General features: G+C 44.9%; 14 protein-coding genes. 5 read left to right on the top strand and 9 right to left on the bottom strand.

Annotated elements, in window-relative coordinates; translation table 11 throughout:
• Window positions 1-190: 190 nt before the first annotated feature.
• The 8 genes from K1X84_13425 to K1X84_13390 form a co-directional block, all read right to left on the bottom strand.
• Window positions 191-4,930, bottom strand: a complete 4,740-nt coding sequence (locus tag K1X84_13425; GenBank protein MBX7152636.1) for a T9SS type A sorting domain-containing protein — start codon at window positions 4,928-4,930, stop codon at window positions 191-193.
• Window positions 4,931-5,197: 267 nt separating this feature from the next.
• The gene (locus tag K1X84_13420; GenBank protein ID MBX7152635.1) at window positions 5,198-6,811 is read right to left on the bottom strand and encodes a CehA/McbA family metallohydrolase; all 1,614 of its coding nucleotides are present in this window, start codon (window positions 6,809-6,811) and stop codon (window positions 5,198-5,200) included.
• Window positions 6,812-6,955: 144 nt separating this feature from the next.
• Window positions 6,956-7,381, bottom strand: coding sequence for an ATP-binding protein (locus K1X84_13415; protein MBX7152634.1), 426 nt, complete (start codon window positions 7,379-7,381; stop codon window positions 6,956-6,958).
• A 36-nt stretch (window positions 7,382-7,417) separates the two neighbouring features.
• The gene (locus tag K1X84_13410; GenBank protein MBX7152633.1) at window positions 7,418-7,780 is read right to left on the bottom strand and encodes an STAS domain-containing protein; all 363 of its coding nucleotides are present in this window, start codon (window positions 7,778-7,780) and stop codon (window positions 7,418-7,420) included.
• A 140-nt stretch (window positions 7,781-7,920) separates the two neighbouring features.
• Window positions 7,921-10,185, bottom strand: coding sequence for a SpoIIE family protein phosphatase (locus K1X84_13405; protein ID MBX7152632.1), 2,265 nt, complete (start codon window positions 10,183-10,185; stop codon window positions 7,921-7,923).
• A gap of 133 nt (window positions 10,186-10,318) precedes the next feature.
• Window positions 10,319-12,334, bottom strand: coding sequence for a glycoside hydrolase family 15 protein (locus tag K1X84_13400; GenBank protein MBX7152631.1), 2,016 nt, complete (start codon window positions 12,332-12,334; stop codon window positions 10,319-10,321).
• Between the two features lie 39 nt (window positions 12,335-12,373).
• Window positions 12,374-13,171 (bottom strand): E3 ubiquitin ligase family protein, encoded by a 798-nt coding sequence (locus K1X84_13395; protein MBX7152630.1) that lies wholly within the window; start codon window positions 13,169-13,171, stop codon window positions 12,374-12,376.
• Between the two features lie 38 nt (window positions 13,172-13,209).
• Window positions 13,210-13,785 carry a hypothetical protein gene (locus tag K1X84_13390; protein MBX7152629.1) on the bottom strand — a complete coding sequence of 192 codons (576 nt, stop codon included), beginning with the start codon at window positions 13,783-13,785 and terminating at the stop codon, window positions 13,210-13,212.
• A gap of 115 nt (window positions 13,786-13,900) precedes the next feature.
• Here K1X84_13390 and K1X84_13385 point away from each other — a divergent pair, with 115 nt between their 5' ends.
• The 5 genes from K1X84_13385 (at window position 13,901) to hutU (ending at window position 20,255) form a co-directional block, all read left to right on the top strand.
• The gene (locus K1X84_13385) at window positions 13,901-14,299 is read left to right on the top strand and encodes a hypothetical protein (protein ID MBX7152628.1); all 399 of its coding nucleotides are present in this window, start codon (window positions 13,901-13,903) and stop codon (window positions 14,297-14,299) included.
• Between the two features lie 117 nt (window positions 14,300-14,416).
• Entirely contained in the window at window positions 14,417-16,420 is a 2,004-nt protein-coding gene (locus tag K1X84_13380) for a DEAD/DEAH box helicase family protein (protein MBX7152627.1), read from the top strand.
• A gap of 72 nt (window positions 16,421-16,492) precedes the next feature.
• On the top strand, window positions 16,493-18,058 hold the full coding sequence (locus K1X84_13375; GenBank protein ID MBX7152626.1) for a PglZ domain-containing protein: 1,566 nt from the start codon (window positions 16,493-16,495) through the stop codon (window positions 18,056-18,058).
• Window positions 18,059-18,113: 55 nt separating this feature from the next.
• Window positions 18,114-18,512 carry a GxxExxY protein gene (locus tag K1X84_13370; GenBank protein MBX7152625.1) on the top strand — a complete coding sequence of 133 codons (399 nt, stop codon included), beginning with the start codon at window positions 18,114-18,116 and terminating at the stop codon, window positions 18,510-18,512.
• Between the two features lie 96 nt (window positions 18,513-18,608).
• Entirely contained in the window at window positions 18,609-20,255 is a 1,647-nt protein-coding gene (gene hutU / locus K1X84_13365; protein MBX7152624.1) for a urocanate hydratase, read from the top strand.
• 51 nt (window positions 20,256-20,306) lie between these two features.
• On the opposite strand, the gene K1X84_13360 is transcribed toward hutU, so the two are convergent.
• A partial coding sequence (locus tag K1X84_13360; GenBank protein ID MBX7152623.1) for a DUF4175 domain-containing protein occupies window positions 20,307-21,504 on the bottom strand: 1,198 nt, incomplete at its 5' end.

Here is a 21,504-nt window from a genome sequence, read left to right as displayed (position 1 = left end):
TCGTTTGATTTTCATGAAAAAAAGCGGCCACAACCCTTTCATCGAAGAAAATGAAAAGACAATGAACGCTATCCGAGAATTTCTAAAAGAATAAAATTTACTGAATCAATTTCGTTAAAGCCGCACCTTAAAAACAAAAAACCCGCAAGACTAATCAATCTTGCGGGTTTTAAATTTTCAGCTATGTTTTCTATTTTATGAAAAACATTTTCCGGGTTGTTCGGAACTGTCCTGCTTCGAGTCTATAAATATAGATACCGGAAGCGACCTGCACGCCGGCATCATTTCTGCCATCCCATACAACGCGATGAGTACCTGCATCTTTCACTTCACGTACCAAATCACGGACTTTCTGTCCTAAAACATTGTAGACGGAGATCGAAACTTTCGTCGATTGTGGTAATTTGTAGCCAATTGTCGTCACGGGGTTGAAGGGATTCGGATAATTTTGCAGGAGCTCGAATTTTGAAGGCATGGACACGGCCACGTCTTTCGATTCGTGATACGTGATCGTTCCCGCATAGGACACATCAGCCAAACGATACGTTAATGTATCGCCCGCAATAATTTCCAAGTCAACAAATTCATACATCGTGGCGCTTGTTTTGGAGCCTTGACCTTTGATATTGGCGATTGTTTCAAAATCAGCATTACCTTTTTTACGCTGAACAAGCCAATAGGCATTGTCAACTTCCGATTCCGTTTTCCATTGCAGTTTTACTTGTCCGAGTTTTTCCATTTCGTACGCTTCGAATTGTGACAATTCCACCGGTAAACTGACGTCACTGTTAGTTGCGCCAAAAGTAAAAAGATCGGTTTGACCGCTGACGAAGGCGAGCGCATTGACGCTGGCAACCGTTCCGCTGCTTCCATTCGTAAACGTACCGACAAGATTACCTTCCAGATCAAGCCATAATCCGGTTTGATTAGGCTGATGCGCAATTGAAACGTCTGTTGCTACAGCAGCGCCTGTAATAGGATAAACTCCATCACTTGTGGTTTGACGCCCCGCATTGTTATAACTCAATGTAACAATGGGAGTGGCAAATGTTCCTCCGTTTGCCGTATAAGTTACCTGCCAGTTTCTGATCCGGGACACTTTCACTAAAGCTCCTGACAGGCCGGTAGTCAAAGGAATAAAATTGCCGATTTCAATCTGGTTAACCAAAATATGAGGATTACCGGTAACCGTTCCCGAAATAGTAACCGGGCGATACAAAGTATCCTTTCCGGTATGGAAAGTAAGATTATTGGCTGTATTCGAGAAGAATCGTCTCATTTGACCGTTGACAAAGGATGTCGAACCGGCAACAGTCGATACGGCGGCTGCATTGAGTATCATGATATTTGCATTCATATCGACAATGCCGTCCGTTAAAGTCAGCGTTCCATTGACCGTTAAATTTGCAAGAACATCAATGTCATCGGGATTCATACCGGCACGGGTGTTATTGAACGTCAGATTGTTGAAAGTCGCCGCGCTATTGATAGTTTGTTGGCTATTGCCGTTAAATACAAACGCACCGTTGGTATGGGTAAACGTTCCGCCGCTGGCCGTAAAATTACCGGCGACGTTCAATGTCGGCGTACCGGCCGATATGGATGTAAAAGTACCGTTTGTCTGATTATAGTCTCCCGACAACGTTAATACAGGCGATCCGCCGCCGCCATTGACCATACGGAAAGTTCCGGAAGAAATATTCAGATTAGTTGCACCGATATTGCCACTACCGGATGACGTGGTTAGGTTCAGAACTCCGCCCGCAACACTGATATTGCCGGTAATTGTCAGATCCTGATCAGCTGAACCGTTATTCAGCGTAAACGTACCGCCATTCGCATTCAGGTTACCGCCGATACTGGCTGTCTGAGGCGTGGCATCGGTATTTACCACGACCGTAGCAATCGTGACGGTGACATTGCCTTGAGCCTGAAAATTTGCATCCCAATTCAAAGTTCCGGAAGAAGGACTCAAAGTCAGATTACCGAAATTGGAACCTTTCACATCAGCTGAAACAGTCGTTGAGGAAATAGTTGTGTTGCTTGTTGCGCCAAAAACTTGCGCTCCGGAAGTACTGAAACCGGTACCGGTTGTAATATTGAATGTCGAACTGTTTTCGAAATTCACGCCGGCGTTATTGATAAATCCTAAACCTCCGGTCGTCCCGTTGATCGTCAATGTACCGTCAGACAAAACTCTCAAACCGGTCAGTGAAGTTGCGTGATAAAAAGACAAAGGCGTTCCGTTGGTGTTGGTAATATTTAATGCTACAGTATTTGCACCATCGTCACCGATTGTTAAAGCCAAAACATTTTGTGCAGTCGTTCCACTGAGTGTGACGGTATAATTGCCTGTAACGATTGAATTATCTAAAACAACTGAATCTAGAGAACCCGGTACCGTATTTCCATCCCAATTCAATTGACTTGTCCACAAACCGTCGCCTTGCCCGTTATCCCATTTCACCGTTGCACCACCGGCGCCAAATGCAAATACACCATCGTTTGTTGGAATATCGCTGACTCCATTCACTGTAATATCGTCATTCGGTTCATCAAGCGTTTCACCGGTCAGGAGTTCATAAGCAGGATCAGTCGTGCTCGCGGCAATCTGGCGAACAATACGGTTACGTGAATCCGGCATAAACCCTGAATCAGTGTAGCGCAAAGTAATGTTTAACGTTTTGCTGGTTGGTCGTGTTCCACTGATTGATTTGACTGTATAATATCCTCCGCCTGAAATTGAAATAACCCCGGAAGGCTCGTTTGTTTGCCCGGGAGGAGCCGTATTCAGATATTCGATTTCAATAACTTCATTGGAGCCACCGCCGAAATTTTGATATTGAAAATTTGCCGGACGATAACTCGAAGCACGACCAACAGGATAACTATAAGATGAATTATTGGTAATACGCCGACGCAGTGGTCCGTCAATATATCGGCTACTATTACTTCCCGAGACAGTTCCATATAACTCCAAAGTTCCAGCTGAATTCAAAGAACCTGTTTGCAGTTTTCCGTTTGCGGTAAACGTAATATCACCGGCCACAACCACTGTTCGACCTATAGCTACTTTTAATCCACTGGCATTAGCCATTTCAATATTGCCAAAAGTAATATTGGTATCAGGCATGGTTTCTTGCAGTCCAATACCATTGAAAACCAAAGTACTGGTTAAAGCCAGACTTAAAGTATCTGCATTAATCGCTTTGCCACCGGTAGCATAACGACCGGTACCAACAAGTTTTAATAATCCCGGATTAGCAACGGCTGACGGGTCTGTAGAAACAGCAAAGGTGGCTCCGCTGTTTACAACTATACTATCATTCGCAGATAAAGATGCTCCGCCGCCTACTAATAGAACACCATCAACAACATTAATCCAACTTCTGACTATTATAGCTGATGCTTGCACTTCAAGTGTGTCATTGGAGCCTGATTTGTTCACATGCAACCGATACACGGTTGCGCTTCCTGAAATAGTCTGACGAGTATTGCCATTGAAAACCAAAGTCCCGTTTTTATTGGTAGTATCATAAACGCCACCACCTATCAATCCTCCAACGAGCGATCCACCCACATACAGAGTATCACCGGCAATTCCTTGTTTCAATTCGCCATTCGTTAGTACGAATTTTTTTCCAATAAAACGGCGCCCTGATGAAACGGTTATATTACCTGAATTGTTAAGAACAAGACTGTCTACAACATGCGTAGAAATCCATTCCTTGCCTACCGTATGGGTATTAGTGCCATTATAAATTAATCCAGTTCCTGTGCCATAGCTGATTCCACCGGCTCCTCCTGTCAAAGATGGATCGCCCGATGTTCCGTCCACGGTTATATAGCCGTTATTTGGAACAGGATAAGTACTGTTAAACGTATAGGTTGCATTTGCATTGGGAGCAAATCGAATTTGAGATGGTGCATCAGAAGAACTGGTTGGCCATTCATTACCAACTGTAATTGAACCCCCGTCATAAACTAACCTGCCTGATGCACCATAGCGAAAAGTTGCCGAGCTCAATGACAAGCTTCCAACTGTTCTTGTAAAGGTACCGTTAACTTGAAACGATCTAGTTCCGCCAGAACCAGCGAACGTAAATGAACCTGAACTTTTATTTAAAGTAATGTTATTAAAAGTTTGGTCCGTATTAATTGTCACAGTTCGATTTCCACTTCCTGAAAAAATCAAAGTAGATGAATTTGTTGTTGCATCAAGGGTTCCACCATTCTTCGTAACATTTCCATTAAGTGTAATATTGCCAGTACCCAAAGTAAAATTTGAAGAAATTGTTAACGCACCACCAACAGTAATCCCAATTGATCCCGTCGATACAGTGCCAAAGGAATTGTTAATAGTGAGATTGTTGAAAGTAACCGTCCCTGCACTTATATCAATAAGTTGCGATTGGGTTGAACTGGTAAAAGTTGCACTTATTGCTATATTGTTCGGTGCACTTCCGGTTACTAATGATCCATCAAACGTGCCTGAATTTACAAAATCAGCATTCAAGTCAATAACATGAATAAAAAAGCCAGAATTCGCATCAGGATTAGTTATATTAACTGTTCCGTCGTTTATGAAATCAGCATTCAAAGTAACTGTATAAGGGCCATTATCGTCAAATCTTAATGTCCCACTACTTTGAACTTCAATTGAATCAACAGTCAGGTTTTGATCAACAGTAATAATATCACTGCCTTGAATGATAAAGGTACTATTACCGTCCGTTAGATCGCCAGCAGTAGGATTGCTACCACCACCACCCGGTGAACTATTCCAATTGGCTAATGTACTGAACGCATTGGTACCTTGAGAATACCAAGTAGCTTGTGCATTAGCTTGTGTTGAAGCTAATAATGACAAACCAAACAGTAATACAATTAATGATAGGGGTTTAGTAGTTGCAAAAGACCTACTTAACATGACACCTCCGCCATCTTTATCTGAAACATAAAAAATTTTTCCAATGTCGAATTAGTTAAAATCTAGTGTGTTGAAGCGTATTTAATGTTTACATGACTTATTCAATGTAAACAAGGGTCATCACGCCGACTATCCCCGTCATAACGTGATACTGTGCAAGGTATGGGTATCTTATACTTAGGGTTAAAGAGTATAAAGAATTAAGAAAAGCGATGCAAGTTTTTTTTTAAAAAAATTAAATGTAAGTTTATTATAAATAATATGATTTTAATCACGCCGGTTAATCCATATTGGATTGGAATACGAAAAAAAACCCAGATCCGTTAGCACTTCGCATCGCAGGTAGTTGTTAGATGTGGTATTATACAGATAAACTTCGTTGCAGTCATAGATTTTATTATAGTTATATTCTTTTAAAAGATTTTCTTTTCCGTGAACCTCCCCTGTAAACAATTTAATTGACCTGATTGGACCATACTCCTGGTTTGACACTGCCCTTATTGATATAGTTAAGAACGGACCAAGCACTGTTCCCCCGGTAATGGCTGAATTATATTCACTTTTAACACTCCAGTCGATCAGTGGACCGGTAGTGATCTGTGACCGCCCCTCCCGCAAAGCTTTCAGAATATTGAAATGACTACATTCTTCTTCGAGAAAAACGGCCGTTTTAGCAAAACCGAACCGTTGATGATGGTCTCGTTCTTCCAGACGGAACATGGGTATCCTGACTTGCCGATAACGATTGAAATTGCCATGCGCATCATTGCCGGCACAGATGAAAAGTTTTTCGCCTTTGAGGAGAAGACGGATCCATTGGCGCAGGCCGTCGGCAAAGGCTTCATTATCGATGCCGTTAAGTATCTGAAGGCCGTGCACACCGTCGGTACGCACATCGTCATCGGTCCAGCGGCCACGGCGAATGAAAAATTTTTCCAGCCATGAGGCTCGGTCCTGCGGATGCGCGGCAATAATCACCGCTTCCGGTGCGCGCCGCGCCAGATCGGCGACGGACAATTCCGCGTCCGTATAAAACCATTTTTCCGCACTATCCCCGGAACCCGGCAGAAATTGCGGATGCCCAAGCACGAGCGCATGAATATTTCGGCCGGCCATATTTGCGCAGGATACTTCTTCACCCGGGATGATTATGCATTCTTTGTGGCGGGTATTCCATTCCTGGATTTCTTTTTGCTGAGCAAGCCATTTGGGCAATGCCGGATCGTTTTCTAAATAATTATCCGTGCAGTCGTCGAGGTCGTACGAATGATCCGTCGCCGCAAAAAACGACAAACCGATCGCTTCCGCCATTGCTCCTGCAGCATCCAGCGGAGCGCCAAATTCAACCTGATCGTCAGTGTATGATGAATGATAATGTACGTCGCCGACCTTCCAGCCTTTTATGGCAGGCAATTTTTCATCCGCACAAAACACCGTCAACGCGGAATGGCTGAGTCCTTCAAAATTATCATTATACGTTTTTTTTACAACGCCGTCGAGAGTGTACGTAATTTCGCAATCGACGCGCATGACGTGACCACGAAAAGCGTCCTCGACTGGAATAGTGACTACTTGATGCCACATTGGAACATTAACGGTTGTACTCAACGGAAATTCAAACGTTCGCTCGGATGCATGCCCTGAAAGTTTGACGAACAAACGTTTAAGCTCAATCGGATAACGATGGGCGTCTTTGATCATCACCAGCAGCGGCAGATCCAATCCGGGTTCAAGCCGGTACGGCGCATCCGCCAGAATTTCCGGTTCCCTTTTTTTATAACGGCTGAAAGGCAAGAACCGAAAAACATAATGCGTTTCCGGGTACAGGAGGAAAATTCCGGTAAGAGCCGACAGACTCTCAAGAAGATTCAGGTCTAGCATGTTTTGTATTCGTTGGTTAAAGCGGCCACAGAAATTCAGAACACATTGAGATAAATTTTAGAATCCAAATGTTTTGGTATCGTGTTCAGTGGCTAAATTCGTTGGGAAAGAATAAAGAATTGGAATTTAAAATGGAAGGAAATTTCAGGAAATATATTTTACCATGCGGACTTCGTTGCGGCTGCCGGGATGAATGTCAAACGATACTTCGTCCATCACTTTCTTGATCAATGCGATACCGAGACCGCCGCGGGCATGCTTCTGGAGACGCTGTTCGGGTGTTTCGAGTTTTCCTGGATCGAAACCTTTGCCGCGGTCGCTGATAATAATCGTCAGCTTGCTGCCGTTCGTTTCGACCATAATATCGATTTTTTTATTATTGTCGTATTGATAAGCGTGTTTGATTACGTTGGAACAGGCTTCATCCACGGCCAATTGGATTTCCCCTATCGTATCGTCGCTGAATCCGAATTGACGTGCGATCCCTTGAATAAACTCCCGGATAATGCCCAGATTATACGTGCGGCTGGGGATCTTCAGGGTAAATTTGTTGGTTTCATTTTTATTCACGGTCAAACCTCGTGCTAAGCTTCACCACAACGCCTCCTAATTCGTTCTGCTGCCATCGGAAAATTTCTGATGAGCCTGCGTCTCATCATTGACAATATCATAAATCGTCGGAAATCCGAGCAGGTCAAATACTTTGAAAACTTTCGGCGACATGGCGCACAATTTGATGTCACCGGCATTTTCGCGAACGGTTTCGATGAATCCCATAAATACGCCGAGTCCTGCGCTCGAGATGTAGCTCAAATCGCTGAAATTGACAATGATCTTAAACCGTTTTTCATCCATCAATTTCTGCAGCGCGGATTCGAATTGCGGGTACGTATGGGCGTCAAGATACCCTTTCAGAAAAAGGGTTGAAACGTCCGCCAGATCTTTGCGTACTACCTCAAATCCATTCATTGAAGCTTCCTACTTGGTTTAACAATGAAAAAATGAATTAGTTTTAACACACGAGTGTCAGAATGGTAATTCAATTTTTCATTTATTTCAAGGCAAAACATCGTCATTTCAATTCTGATTCCTCATCAAGACAAAACGTATTATACTTTCAACGATTTTTGAATCAACGTAGCCGTCGGCGTTTTGGGTTCGTTTTCCTTATTAACGTTATGCACTTTCAATACTACACAAGTCAGATCGTCGTGCACTTTGGCATTACCGACAAACGTACGCACGTCATTGACTATCGATTCCTTAATGAATTCAGCCGCATGTTCGCGTACACGCTCCACGGACTCACACAAACGATCTTCCCCGAATTCATCGCCATGGATGTTACGCGCTTCGATGAGCCCGTCGGAATACAACACAAAAATATCGTCATGCCGTACTTTGACTTTTACATCTTCAATGGTTTCTTTGAAAATTCGGCCGTTATCCAGACCGAGACCGATACCGCTCGGCTGCAGGAAATGGTGTTCATTCGAATTGACATGCAGAAGTGGACAATGCCCAGCCCGTGCAAAATGCAATTCGCCTGTATGCACGTTGAAATCGGCGTAAATGAGCGTGATAAACGATTTCCGGTCCATGCTGCAGTACAGTACATCGTTCACGGCAATCAGCAATTCTTTCGGCGAAGGATAATGCCCGGCAAGCGATTGGATAATCCCTTTGATTTCGGCCATATAAAATGCCGCCGAAGTACCTTTGCCGGAAACGTCCGCCACAACAATCCCTGTTCGCGTATCCGGCAGCAAGACAAAGTCATAATAATCGCCTCCGACTTCGCTGGCCGGTAACGTTGTCGCCCCAATGTCCAACATTACGGTTTTTTCTGAATTGTGGATACGCGGAATTTCCTGCGGTATCAAACGCATTTGTACTTCATGTGCAATACGGAGTTCCTGGGCCAACCGCTCTTTTTCCAAAGACTCTTTGAGGAGGCGCGTATTCTCGATAGCCATCGACGTTTGATTCGCAAAGGCCGAAATGATCGCCGCGTCATCCTGATCGAAACCGAATTGGACCGATTTCACCGCGTAAATAATCCCGATCACTTCATCGTAAGAAATAATCGGAACGGCGATGAGCGATTCGATCGGCGAACGTTTGAGATCTTTCGTCCGTTTGTCCCGTTTGACCTGATTGACCAAGACCGGCTTTTTATCGTGCAAAATGGACTCGACCGGTTGCGCCATATACGACAGATAATCCTGATCGTTGGACGGAATCATGGCTGACGTTTTATCTTTGTGCAGATATTTTTTGAAACTGAGTTCAAGAAAATGTACGGTAAATCCTTCGCGCGCTTTGAGTGCAACAAAATCAAATTGATACCGTGCAGTAGGATTCTTGACGTTGGCCATCTCAAGCCAGCACCCGTTGGCGCTGGTCGCATCGCAAACCAGTTCCGTCACCGTCGTAACGATTTTATCGAAATCAAACAGCGAATTGATCGTGCGGCTGAGGTTATAAAACGAATTGATTTCGCGTACTTTTTTATCATAAATCGCCGCCGTCGGCAGATGCAGCAAGGCATTGATCGTCGTGATCAGGCTGTAGAGGAAAATAAAAATCGTCATCAAAAATAAAAACGAACCGGCCATAAGACTATACGAATTGACCATATCGGCGAAGGTTACGCCCGCTCCGACTTCCGCGGCCAGCAAGCCCGCCCCGACCATGGTAAATAAAATGCCACCGAGAAACGTGAGAAATTTCTGCCGCCGGTTCAACACCGTGATCCAGCCTACTCTGAATACATTGATCGTCATGAAAACGGTCGTCACTACAAGCAGCATCGACGTCATCAGGTGATTGGAAGCAAGATCATATTTAAGCGGTTTTCCTGCCATCGCCGAAGACAACATCGTCAGCGCACCAAAGAACAAAAATATATAGAAATTCGTCGGCGTATTTTTTTTGCGGCGGTAAAAAATAAGCGATCGCAGAATAGCCAGACAGACGCACAGACAGGCCAGTGCGACCATACCGATAATATTCGCCACCATCACGGCCGCCCAGGAATTCGGCTTCATCACAAACCCACCCGCATACCGCGGCGTAATGAATTCGGGTTGTACTGCGGCCACGCAGGCATAACCGACCACATAAATCAAAATGACCAGCAGCAAACTCAACCGTAGTTTTTGCGTGATGCTGATGTCTTCGAATTTCGATGTTTTAAACGAGGTATATAATATGAGAGAAAGGACGCTTATGTTGAGCAGTTCGTTCAGCATTACGCCCCAGCCGAAACGCAACTTGGCGTAGTACAAAAACGAATTGAGCGCCAACCCGGAAGCAAAAAGCAGGAGGACGAAAAAAATCAGAAGTTTGTCTTTGATGACCGGTTTTTCCATTATTCCTTTTCCGGAAATTGTGCCGCGTTCTCTTACGGGTAAATAAACGATAAGTTTCTGATTATATCATGGTTCAAAGCCATTTTACGGAAAAACTATTTTGCATTCAAGTGCAGAGGCGTTACAATTACTATCAAACAGTCTGTGCATCCTTCGTTCTGAAAAGCGGTTGGCCGCATGTACCGCATAATTCAAGATGTTCCAGCTTTTTGAGATATTCCATCACGCATGTGACCACCATGGCATGACTCCACGTGAGCGGGGAAACGGACAACGGTTCATTGGTATACGGATGCACCTGCTCGGCCAGAATGCCTGATTTTAAAGAGCGTGACGCTGCCCATTCCAGTGTCGGCAATGCTTCGCGAAGTTCGGTTTTATTGCGCGCTTTCATAATCTGGTATTGAGCCCACCATAACGTACAAATAAACCACGGATTGCCGGGTACATTTTTAATATCCTGGCTCACCTGGTGGTAGTAATCGTTTTCATATCGCGCAATACCGCCGACCGCCGTTTTACACCACAAACTATCGTAAATCGCTTTCATGGTATTGACCACTTTTTCATCGTGAGGATCGTACACGCCAAGCGCAAAAACGGCGTACAGGCTTGCATCCATGGTCCAGTCAGTCTCGAAAGTACCGTCCGTTTTTTGATTGATCATACGCACAAACCGTTTTTTTTCTTGCGAATATAAATGCGTATCCATAGCCGTTTTCATCGTATCCGCCACGTCGCGGTATTTCATCGCTTTTTCAGTTTCACCGAACGCTTCTGCAAATTGGGCCGCGGCCCGTAAACCTGCAATAACGGCGGCTGTCGTAAATGTGAGTATGCCGTGCCGCTCTTCCCACAAATCATACGACGGATGCGGTAAACCGGTTTTTTCGTTACGGAAATGACACATAAAATCGGCAGTACGAATCACGAGCGGCCCGTACAACGGACGGATAAATTCCAGATCGTGGTATTTTTGAAAGTGATGCCATAACGCCCATACGACCAAAGCCGTTTCATCTTCCTGGATCGGTAATTGCGTTCGACCGTCCTTGACCCATGGATGCCACGAACTCGCGACCGTACCATTGGGATTGTATTTATGCAGAAAATAACCGTTGGTCTTGATCACGCGCGCACAGAAATCGAAAAATTTACGCGTCACGGATGAGTATCCGGCCATATCCATCGCGTACGCCACAAATGCACCATCGCGCGGCCACATATAACTATAGGTATCACGACCGGTCGCCGTAATATCGGAATCATTCGCCGCAATGATCGCGCCTTCATTGTCAATTTGCGTTCGCACGGTCAGCAAACTGCGCTTATAAAGCGTCACAATCGATTCGGGTAATTCGTCAAAATTCGTTTGTTCTTTTTTGATCCACAACCGCCAGTAATCGATAATCCGTTTCAACACGCGGTCCGGATTATATTGCCGAACGAACGAATTATGATTGGCCACTTCGCCGTACGTCTTACCGACAATAATCCAATAATAAAAATCATCGGACGCTTTCGGCGGTATGGTTTTTAAATGCATGGCGATCGTCGAATCGACGGAGCCTTGCGCGATCGGATGCATTTCCAAAATACCGTCTTCCGCGTCACGCCAAGTCCCTTCAAGTCCGCCGCCTTTTTTGCCGTTGGCAAAATGATCAACGCCGAAATGATCGTCGTTATAAAAATTGATCAAAAAATAACGGTCGCTTTTATAATGCATGACGCATCCGATTTTGGGATCGAACAGCGCCGTGTCGCCGACGTCGGATTCGGCAATATTGAAACTATGATGAAAAAATACGCGCACTTCACGCGGCCGGTCGGTGAGATTGTGCACGGTAATTTTCCGGAGATAAATATTTTCGTAAAAGTCTACGGCATCATTGCAGACGAGTTGTAATCCCAAACGCTGATTCGTCAGCACAACTTCCGTGACCATCGTATCATCCAGGTAGTGCAGATCGCGCTCCCAATCCTCGTGCATCCACGCGAATTGACCGTCGACCCAGACGCCGAACTTGCATTCGTTGCCGAGTACATGATTTTCTTTGCCGACATATGGAAAGTACAGATCGCGGATGTAGTAATTTTTATCAAACCCGATCAATAACGTTCCATTGCCTACGGGAATGTCACGCGGCATAATGACTCCTTATTGGAAGAATATGTACATTACTCCGAATTATTTCGCAAACATACTGTAGGCGACTGCGCCGAGCCCGATTATCCAGCATACCACTGCTCCGACCATCAGTCCTTTGATTGCGCTCTCAGTTGACCTGGCCAATTCCTCTTCCGATTTGAGCGTGATGAGAAACGGTTTGCCTTTTTCTGATGGCGTTTGAATAGTCAGTGTCCCCGTACTGTCGCTGGCTTCTCCTAAAATATAAACATTACGATCGATAGGCAGAATTCGCTCGGTAAATTGATACCCCAAAACTCTGCGATCCCCCCGTCCGGCGCTGGCCGTAAAAGAAAAACCGCCGATGGTGATCGTACCGCTGGTGCGCGCTTCGTATTGGCTCAACACTTGCACCGGATCGATATCGGCGCTGTTGGGATTGATCAAAATACGCCCGGTACCATCATCGACATAAAACGGAATCCGCTGGGAATTGCTCGCTACGACGGTCGAACCGGTACGCGTGCGGCGTTGCTGGCGGCCCTGAGCGTCGTTTTCATAATATGTTTCTTCGTAACGCTCTTCCACTTTCATGTCGTAATACACGCAGGTCTGTTTGGATAATTCTCCCGTGATCGGACGTTCACAGCGAATGACGCCTTTGACTTCGGCTTGTTGTTTGAATCCGCCCGTCGTTCCAAGCTCATCCTTCACCGACTGGCTTAATTCCGTCAAATCTTTTGCCGTCGAAGTCTGGGTCGATTTGATTTCAAGTAATTTATCCTGCTGTTTCCGGCGAAGTATGATCAATACTACGCCAATAATGAAAACAACGATGCCGATGATGATACCCGCCATAACGTCTCTCCTCCGTTAAGAATGTTACGATGAAACGATTACATCCACCATTGTTCGATCATCCGATTGACCGCCGAATGGAGTCCGCCGTAAACCAGCAATGTCATTACGGTCTTAAGCAATCCGGCGAGAAAAATCAACCAGAATCCTGTTTGACGGTATTTTGGCGTCAACGCCATAAAAATACCGATTTCTTTCAATCCGGGTCCGGGTAAAGCACCGCAAAGAAAAATTCCAAAATGGCCTGAATTTTTCACGAGTCTTTTGAATCGCGAGTCATGCGTTTTGACGGCTGCCGCTTCTTCCGGCGCTTCTTTTTTAACAAAAAATGGCTGAATTTTGATAAACCAGCGGCGGTGCTTGATCCGTTCAAGAACAGCGTGAATCCACGGAATTTTGGCTAATCCGCGAAATGAATTACGGAATATAAAAAACAAACAATACAGCCAAATTAAATCAATGACGGAAACAACTATAAACGTCGCGACAGCAGCCGATGACCAATGATCGAAATGTTGCTGCAGTAACGTGTACCAAAGCACTACAGCCGTTTCGTGTTGTGCGATCGTAACAATGACCAGCGATAAAATCGCATACCAAGTCAGTTCATGCACCGATGACCGTCCGCTTTCTCAACAAAAATATTGGTTTCCATCCGTGTTTCCGTTATTTTATCGCCGGAAAAATTACTTTAAATTCATTCAAAAACCAACATAAAAAAATCGTATAATGGTACTCCTTGTATTGTTCACTCTGGCCATTCAAAATCAGGATGCTGACGAAACACGGCTTTTTGGCGAATGGCAATGGATCAGCGTGTCCGGTGGTTTGTTGGGCGTTACCAAAACTGCTGAAGAAACGGGCATACGCCGTCGGATCGTATTTTCCAAAGATCATGTGGTATCGTTTTATACCTCGACCGCTTCGGGTGATTCGCTGACATTCCGGAATACCTTTTTTACTCAAACTGAAAAAACGTTTCTTTCGTCTCAAACAATGCCTGTATTGCAAATCCTGGGTATGAATAAAAAACAAATCATCGAATGGAGCGGCCGCGACACACTGAGATTACGAGAAAATAATCCCGACGGCCGTCTGAACTGCTACGTCAGGATAAAAAACAATTGAAAGCCCGCCTGTATTGATTTTAACCTTCAATTCGATTACTTTAAAGCCGTTTTCACGATTTGACATTTCCCGATCTTTCGGGATTTTTTTTGTAATAATTTCTTGAAAGTAGTGTCCTTGTCCGACCCCAAAGAAAAATCATTTTTCGAGAACATTGAAATTCCTTCGAATGCCATTGCTACCGAACCGTCGGCCGCACCGGGCGTCAAAAAACACGAGCGTTTCGAATGGCTTGAAATTCCCCAACCTAAAAGCTTTACCAAACGATTTAAGACCGCCGCCAAAGCCATCACGTCCAAACGTTGCCCGCGCTGCGGCTGGCTCGACCAAACGACGGTAACCGAATGTTTCCGCTGCGGCTATGACTTTGAAACCAATTCCATGCACCTGGATTTTTTCAAACAGGAAGGCATTGAATTGCCGCCCATCGAGATCAAAGTGGATATGTCGTTTCAAAAAGTGTTGAATCAAAAACAATACGACACACTTCAAGAATATCAACTGCGTCTCGAAGCGGAAAAATTGAACCTCATTTCAGGTTTCGACCGGTTGATATCCGTCGGCGACGCTAACATTGCCCATTACGATTACCAGATCAATACCGCTCTTGAGGCTCTCCGCCGTATGCGCGGGCAAGTTCTGCTCGCCGATGAAGTCGGGCTCGGCAAGACGATCGAAGCCGGTTTGATCACCAAAGAACTCATTGAACGTAATCTGGCAAAAAACATTTTAATCCTAACGCCTGCTTCGCTCGTCGGACAATGGCAGGACGAAATGCTGGTCAAATTCGGCGAACATTTTACAGCACCGGAAAAGGAAGAAGACTGGCGCTCCTCAAAAATCATTGCATCCATCGATCTTGCCAAACGCAAAGAAGCTGCGAATATTATATTGTCGCGCGAATTTGATCTTCTCATCGTCGATGAGGCGCACCGGCTGAAACACCGCGGTACGATCGGATTCAAATTCGTCAACCAGATCAAGAAAAAATATGTGCTGCTTCTGACGGCAACTCCGGTGCACAATGATTTGACCGAACTTTACAGCCTCATTACAATTCTCAAGCCGGGGCTTTTCGGAACGATCCGTTCTTTCAAACGAAAATTCATGGCGAAAGAAGATCCGCGTTTGCCGAACAATGAAGATCAGTTGAAACATCTGCTGCAGGAAGTGATGATCCGGAATCGGCGCGATAAAGTCGGTATCAATTTACCTCCGCGCAAAGCCGCGATTTATCATCTCGATTTATCGGAAACAGAACGAGAACTGTACCGCGAGGTAACGAATTACGTTCGGGAAGAATTCCGACGTGATACCGACTTTGAAACGCACATCTTATCGCTCATTACGTTACAACGCGAACTCTGCAGCAGCCCGCAATCGACACGGCATACGCTGCAAAATTTCCTGAAACGTAATTATCCTCAAAAAACGAAAGATAAACTTGAATACTTCATTCGCCTGTGCGATGCGATCCCGCTCAGCCGTAAAAGCGCCGCCACTATCGAATTACTCAAGAAGTTTCCTTCGAAGACGATCATTTTCGTCGAGTTCATCGATACGATGCGACATTTGAAGATGGAACTGGAGCGTGAAGGATTGTCCGTCGAATTATTCTACGGCGGGCTTTCCGGAACACAAGCCCGCAAAGACGCTATTGAAAAATTCCGTCACTCCAAAGATGTACTGATCAGTACGCAGGCCGGAGGCGAAGGCCTGAACTTGCAGTTTTGCAACCAGATTATCAATTATGACTTACCGTGGAATCCGATGCGTGTTGAACAGCGTATCGGGCGCGTACACCGGCTCGGCCAGGAAAAAGAAGTTTTCGTGTTCAATCTCTCCGTCACAGACACGATCGAGGCGCGTATTTTAGAATTATTATCCAATAAAATCCGGATGTTTGAGCTTGTGATCGGCGAACTTGATATCATTCTCGGTGACGTCGAAACGGATCGAACATTTGAACAAAAACTGATCGATATTTTTCTTCGTTCAAGCGACGACGACGATCTCAACAGGAAGTTTGAACATTTCGGTTCTGAATTGCAGCACGCCCGCAAGCATTACGATAAAATCAAAGAAAATCAGGAAATTTTGTCCGATATTGTCGACGTCTGAACTTTACCCAAGGAGTTAACCGCGAACCTCTTTACGATGTATTTTTTCGATCACTAAAAGCGAGGTCCAACAATGTCGACTAAAAAAATCATCTGGGCGGATGATGAAATCGAACTGCTCAAGCCGCACATTTTATTTTTACAACAACGCGGTTATGATGTAACGCCCGTTACGAACGGCGAGGACGCGGTGACCCATATTCACAGCGGCAAATACGACCTGGTATTACTCGATGAAATGATGTCGGGTAAAGACGGACTTACGACGCTCGAAGAAATTAAAGAATTGCATCCGGCACTGCCCGTCATTATGATCACCAAAAGCGAAGAAGAAAAGCTGATGGATGATGCGATCGGGCGAAAAATTGATTTTTATCTTACCAAGCCTGTCAATCCCAGCCAAATCCTGATGGCGTGCAAACAAATTCTTGAATCACGCCACATTACGGGTCAAAAAATTTCGAAAGATTACATTCAGGAATTCAATAAAATTTCCATGCAACTCATGGAGCCATTGTCATTCAAGGACTGGTACGATATCCATTTGTCGTTGTCACAATGGGAACTTGAATTGGATGAGTTTGCTGATCTCGGCTTACGCCAGACTCTGGAAAATCAGAAACAGGCTTGCAATGTCGAATTCGGTAAGTTCGTCGAACGTAATTATCAAACATGGCTCAACGACCGTTCAGGTGCGTCACCGGAATTATCCATTGATATTGTCAGGAAGCACGTCTTCCCGAAAATTGCCGCCAAAAAACGTGTCGTGTTTTTGGTCATCGATTGCTTACGCCTCGATCAATGGCTTGGATTTGAGCCGATGCTGTATCCGTATTTCAAAATTAACAAAGATTATTACTACTCGATCCTTCCCACCGCTACTCCCTATTCACGCAATGCGATTTTCAGCGGCATGTTTCCGATCGACATCGAACGAAAATTTCCTGAAATCTGGACAAAAGGCGAAGAAGACGATTCCAGCCGCAACCGTTTTGAAAAAGAGCTTTTGGAATATCAGCTCAAAGCCAATCACGTACCGCTCGAAACAGAATTGAAATTCGTTAAAATTCTCAACATGGATGCCGCTAAAAATCTTGAAAGCAATATTGTCAGTTACGTCGAATCGTCCGAAGTGACCGCCATTGTTTTAAATTTCTTAGACATCCTTGCACATTCGCGCAGCGATTCTACGGTCATTAAAGAAATCGCGCCCAACGAATCGGCTTATCGTTCGCTTAGTAACGCATGGTTCAACCACTCACCGATGTTTGAGATCCTCAAACGCCTTTCGAAATTAGATTGCACCATTATTGTCACTTCTGATCACGGAAGCATTCGCAGTTTACACGCAACACAGGTCATCGGTGATAAAGAAACGTCAACCAGCTTACGATACAAATACGGAAAAAATATCAAAGCGAATCCGAAGCACGCCGTCTTTGTTAAAAATCCTGCCGATTACAAATTACCGGCCCGCGGCGTGAACATGCATTACATCATCGCCAAAGAAGATTATTATTTCATTTACCCTACGAATTACCATTATTATCAAAACTATTATAAAGACAGTTTCCAGCACGGCGGCATCTCTCTTGAAGAAATGATCATGCCGGTGATCGAATTGGAAGGAAAGAAATAAAAAACGTATGGCACACGGAAAACACTGATAAGACGGATTAACACCGATTAAAAAAGTGAAAGAACTATTACATAAGGAATTAACTGACAAAATCTTAAAGGGCTTTTATAAAGTATACGGAACTTTAGGCTTCGGCTTTCTTGAAAAGGTTTATGAAAATGCGCTTTATCTCGAATTGGCGGATAATGATTTAAAAATCGAGAAACAAAAGCCGATCAAAGTAACGTATGCCGGTCAACATGTTGGCGAATATTTTGCCGATCTTATTGTCAATGATAGAGTGATACTCGAGCTCAAAGCTTCTGAAGTTTTAGTGAGAGAGCATGAGCTACAACTGCTCAACTATTTAAAAGCAACAGAAATTGAAGTTGGTCTTTTATTAAATTTTGGAAAGAAGCCAGAATTTCGCCGTAAAATATTTACAAATGATAAAAAGAAAAATGTACACGGATAACACTGATCAGTTCGACTTTCAGTGATAAAAATTGAAATCTGTGTTTTTCAGTTTCATCAGTGTTGTCAGTGTTCTATTTAAAACTGAGGAATTGCTATGAAAACTATTCGAGCGCCGAGAGGCTCGCAATTATCCTGTAAAAGCTGGCTGCAGGAAGCAGCCATGCGTATGTTGATGAATAATCTTGATCCGGACGTGGCCGAAAAACCGGAAGAATTAGTCGTGTACGGCGGTTCCGGCAAAGCCGCACGCAACTGGGATTGTTTTGACGCTATTGTCCGGAGTTTACAGCAGCTTGAAAATGACGAAACGCTGCTGGTTCAATCCGGAAAACCGGTTGCCGTTTTCAAAACACATCCGGATGCCCCACGCGTAATACTGGCCAATTCGAATATCGTTCCACACTGGGCGTCATGGGAAAATTTCCGCGAGTATGAACGGATGGGATTGACCATGTACGGGCAGATGACGGCCGGCAGTTGGATCTATATCGGCACGCAGGGAATTTTGCAAGGCACGTACGAAACATTCGCCGCATGTGCGAGAAAACATTTTGGTGGTTCTCTGAAGGGCACGATCACACTGACAGCCGGCCTCGGCGGCATGGGCGGCGCTCAGCCTTTATCGGTCACAATGAACGATGGCGTGGGTATTTTTGTGGAGGTCGATGCACATCGAATTCAACGCCGTCTCGATACGGGTTATTGCGATGTGATGGTAAAATCGCTGGATGAAGCGTGGAAATTAGCTCAAGAATTTAAACAAAAGAAAGAACCCCGATCGATTGCATTGCTCGGCAATGCAGCTGAAATTTTGCCTGAAATGCTTAAACGCAACATGATGCCTGACATCGTCACTGATCAGACGTCCGCTCATGATGCTTTAAACGGTTACGTTCCTGCAGGAATGAAAATCGACGAATTGGCTGATTACCGGAAAAATCATTCTGAAGAATATATCCGCCGGGCGATGGATTCAATGGCTGTGCACGTGCAGGCGATGCTCGATTTTCAGAAAAAAGGTTCCATTGTTTTTGATTACGGCAACAACATTCGCGCGCAAGCGTTGAAGCAAGGCGTCAAAAATGCTTTCGATTTTCCGGGATTTGTTCCGGCCTACATCCGTCCGTTATTTTGCGAAGGACAAGGTCCGTTTCGCTGGGCTGCGTTGTCGGGCGATCCGGATGACATTCGCGCAACGGATGAAGCGATCTTAAAAGCATTTCCTGAAAAAGAATCGCTTCGCCGCTGGTTGAAAAAAGCACAGGAGAAGGTACACTTCCAGGGTTTACCGTCGCGTATCTGCTGGCTAGGTTATGGCGAACGCGATAAAGCCGGGCAAATTTTCAACGATCTTGTTAAATCCGGAAAAGTCAAAGCGCCCATCGTCATCGGACGTGATCACCTCGACTGCGGCTCCGTTGCCTCGCCGAATCGTGAAACCGAAGCGATGAAAGACGGCAGCGACGCCATCGCCGACTGGCCATTATTGAATTTTGCCATCAACGCCGTGAACGGCGCAACGTGGGTATCGCTGCATCACGGCGGCGGAGTGGGAATTGGCTATTCTTTGCATGCAGGAATGGTAATCGTCGCTGACGGAACCGATGCGGCAGCAAAGCGGCTTCAGCGTGTACTGACGACCGATCCGGGCATGGGCGTAGTTCGGCATGTGGATGCCGGCTATGGCGAAGCTATTAAAGTCGCCAATGAAAAAAATGTGAAAATCCCTATGATGAAATAGTTATAAAAGAAAAGTGCGGATCAAGCCTATAAGTTCAAGCTTATGGGCTTTTTATTTTTCTTGCTCCCCTTCTGCTACATTTCCTAAAGCTTCAAAATATTTTTTGATCAATTCTTCGTAGTCTTTGGAGTATCCCTCACGTAAAATTTTTAATAAATCCTGACGCAATTTGGCCTTACGGTCAGTCAGGTTTGATGGCAATTCATTCGGGCTTTTGGTGCGGTAATCTTTTCCGGTTTCCCCTTTTCGTTTCTCACTGAAATCTTTTTCCTGAGTGGAACGCGTAGCATCGAGCATGCGCTGTAAAATTTTCTGCTGGCGTTCAATTGTTTTACGGTCAACTTTTTGTTGCGCCATGTCTTTGATGACTTCGTCCATTTCTTTGGCCATGTTGCCGAGTTTATTTTTCAGGTCTTGCTGGCCTTCCAATTGACCTTGCATGTTTTCCAGCGATTCCTTCAACGCTTGTTGTTCCGCCATCATGCGACCCAATTGCGCCTGTTGTTCCATAGACAGCTGACCGCCATTTTGCTGGCCAAACGGAATAGTTTGATCGTTCAATTGCCCTTGCTGGCCGGCCATGTTTTGTAATTCTTCCATCAATTGTTGCATTCCTGTTCCCGACTGGCCGTTTTGCATTTTGTCCATACTTTGGAGCAGCATTTTAACTGCTTCATTAACTGAACCCATGGCCTGATTTTGTTTGCCTAGTGCACGAACCGTATTACGTTCCTCCAATTCTTTTACGGCGTCGTTCATATCGTTGAGAGCACTGGCCACAAGTTTACCCAATGCCGTCGTGACAAAAAAGGTATTGTTGGAAAGGTCGATCAAATTTTCCGTCACGCGCCCCATATTGGTACGAACATCGGCCTGGCGCTGTGTCATTTGCGAATACCGGGGACTGAAACTCATCAGCGAACGCGCATCATCCATAACCGATTCCTGCTCTTTGGAAGTTTCCAACATGTCGAAAATAATTTTCCGCATAGCATTCATGATCTGGCTGTCTTGCTGCTCACGGTACTCTTGTTGCGCTTTGCTCAATTGCTGGGCGAGCGAATCGAGATCTTTGCTGACCTGCTGTTGATTTTCTTTTTGCGGTTGTTGATTCTGTTGATCCTGGGCAATCGCTTGTTTGGACTGATCCATTTTTTTCTGGGTTGAACCGTTTTTCATCTGATCGACGGCTTTTTCCAATTCTTGTGTTTTGAAATTCTTATCGATTTTTCCGACCAGATCTTTGAGC

The organism is bacterium (assembly GCA_019695335.1).
Lineage (GTDB): Bacteria > CLD3 > CLD3 > SB21 > SB21 > JABWBZ01.
This window is presented reverse-complemented; position numbering and strand designations above follow the sequence as displayed.

What these genes read in the sequence shown, in the direction of transcription:
- K1X84_13425 (MBX7152636.1), bottom strand. Translation starts at nt 4,930, where the DNA reads ATGTTAAGTAGGTCTTTTGCAACTACTAAACCCCTATCATTAATTGTA.
- K1X84_13420 (MBX7152635.1), bottom strand. Translation starts at nt 6,811, where the DNA reads ATGCTAGACCTGAATCTTCTTGAGAGTCTGTCGGCTCTTACCGGAATT.
- K1X84_13410 (MBX7152633.1), bottom strand. Translation starts at nt 7,780, where the DNA reads ATGAATGGATTTGAGGTAGTACGCAAAGATCTGGCGGACGTTTCAACC.
- K1X84_13405 (MBX7152632.1), bottom strand. Translation starts at nt 10,185, where the DNA reads ATGGAAAAACCGGTCATCAAAGACAAACTTCTGATTTTTTTCGTCCTC.
- K1X84_13400 (MBX7152631.1), bottom strand. Translation starts at nt 12,334, where the DNA reads ATGCCGCGTGACATTCCCGTAGGCAATGGAACGTTATTGATCGGGTTT.
- K1X84_13395 (MBX7152630.1), bottom strand. Translation starts at nt 13,171, where the DNA reads ATGGCGGGTATCATCATCGGCATCGTTGTTTTCATTATTGGCGTAGTA.
- K1X84_13385 (MBX7152628.1), top strand. Translation starts at nt 13,901, where the DNA reads ATGGTACTCCTTGTATTGTTCACTCTGGCCATTCAAAATCAGGATGCT.
- K1X84_13375 (MBX7152626.1), top strand. Translation starts at nt 16,493, where the DNA reads ATGTCGACTAAAAAAATCATCTGGGCGGATGATGAAATCGAACTGCTC.
- hutU (MBX7152624.1), top strand. Translation starts at nt 18,609, where the DNA reads ATGAAAACTATTCGAGCGCCGAGAGGCTCGCAATTATCCTGTAAAAGC.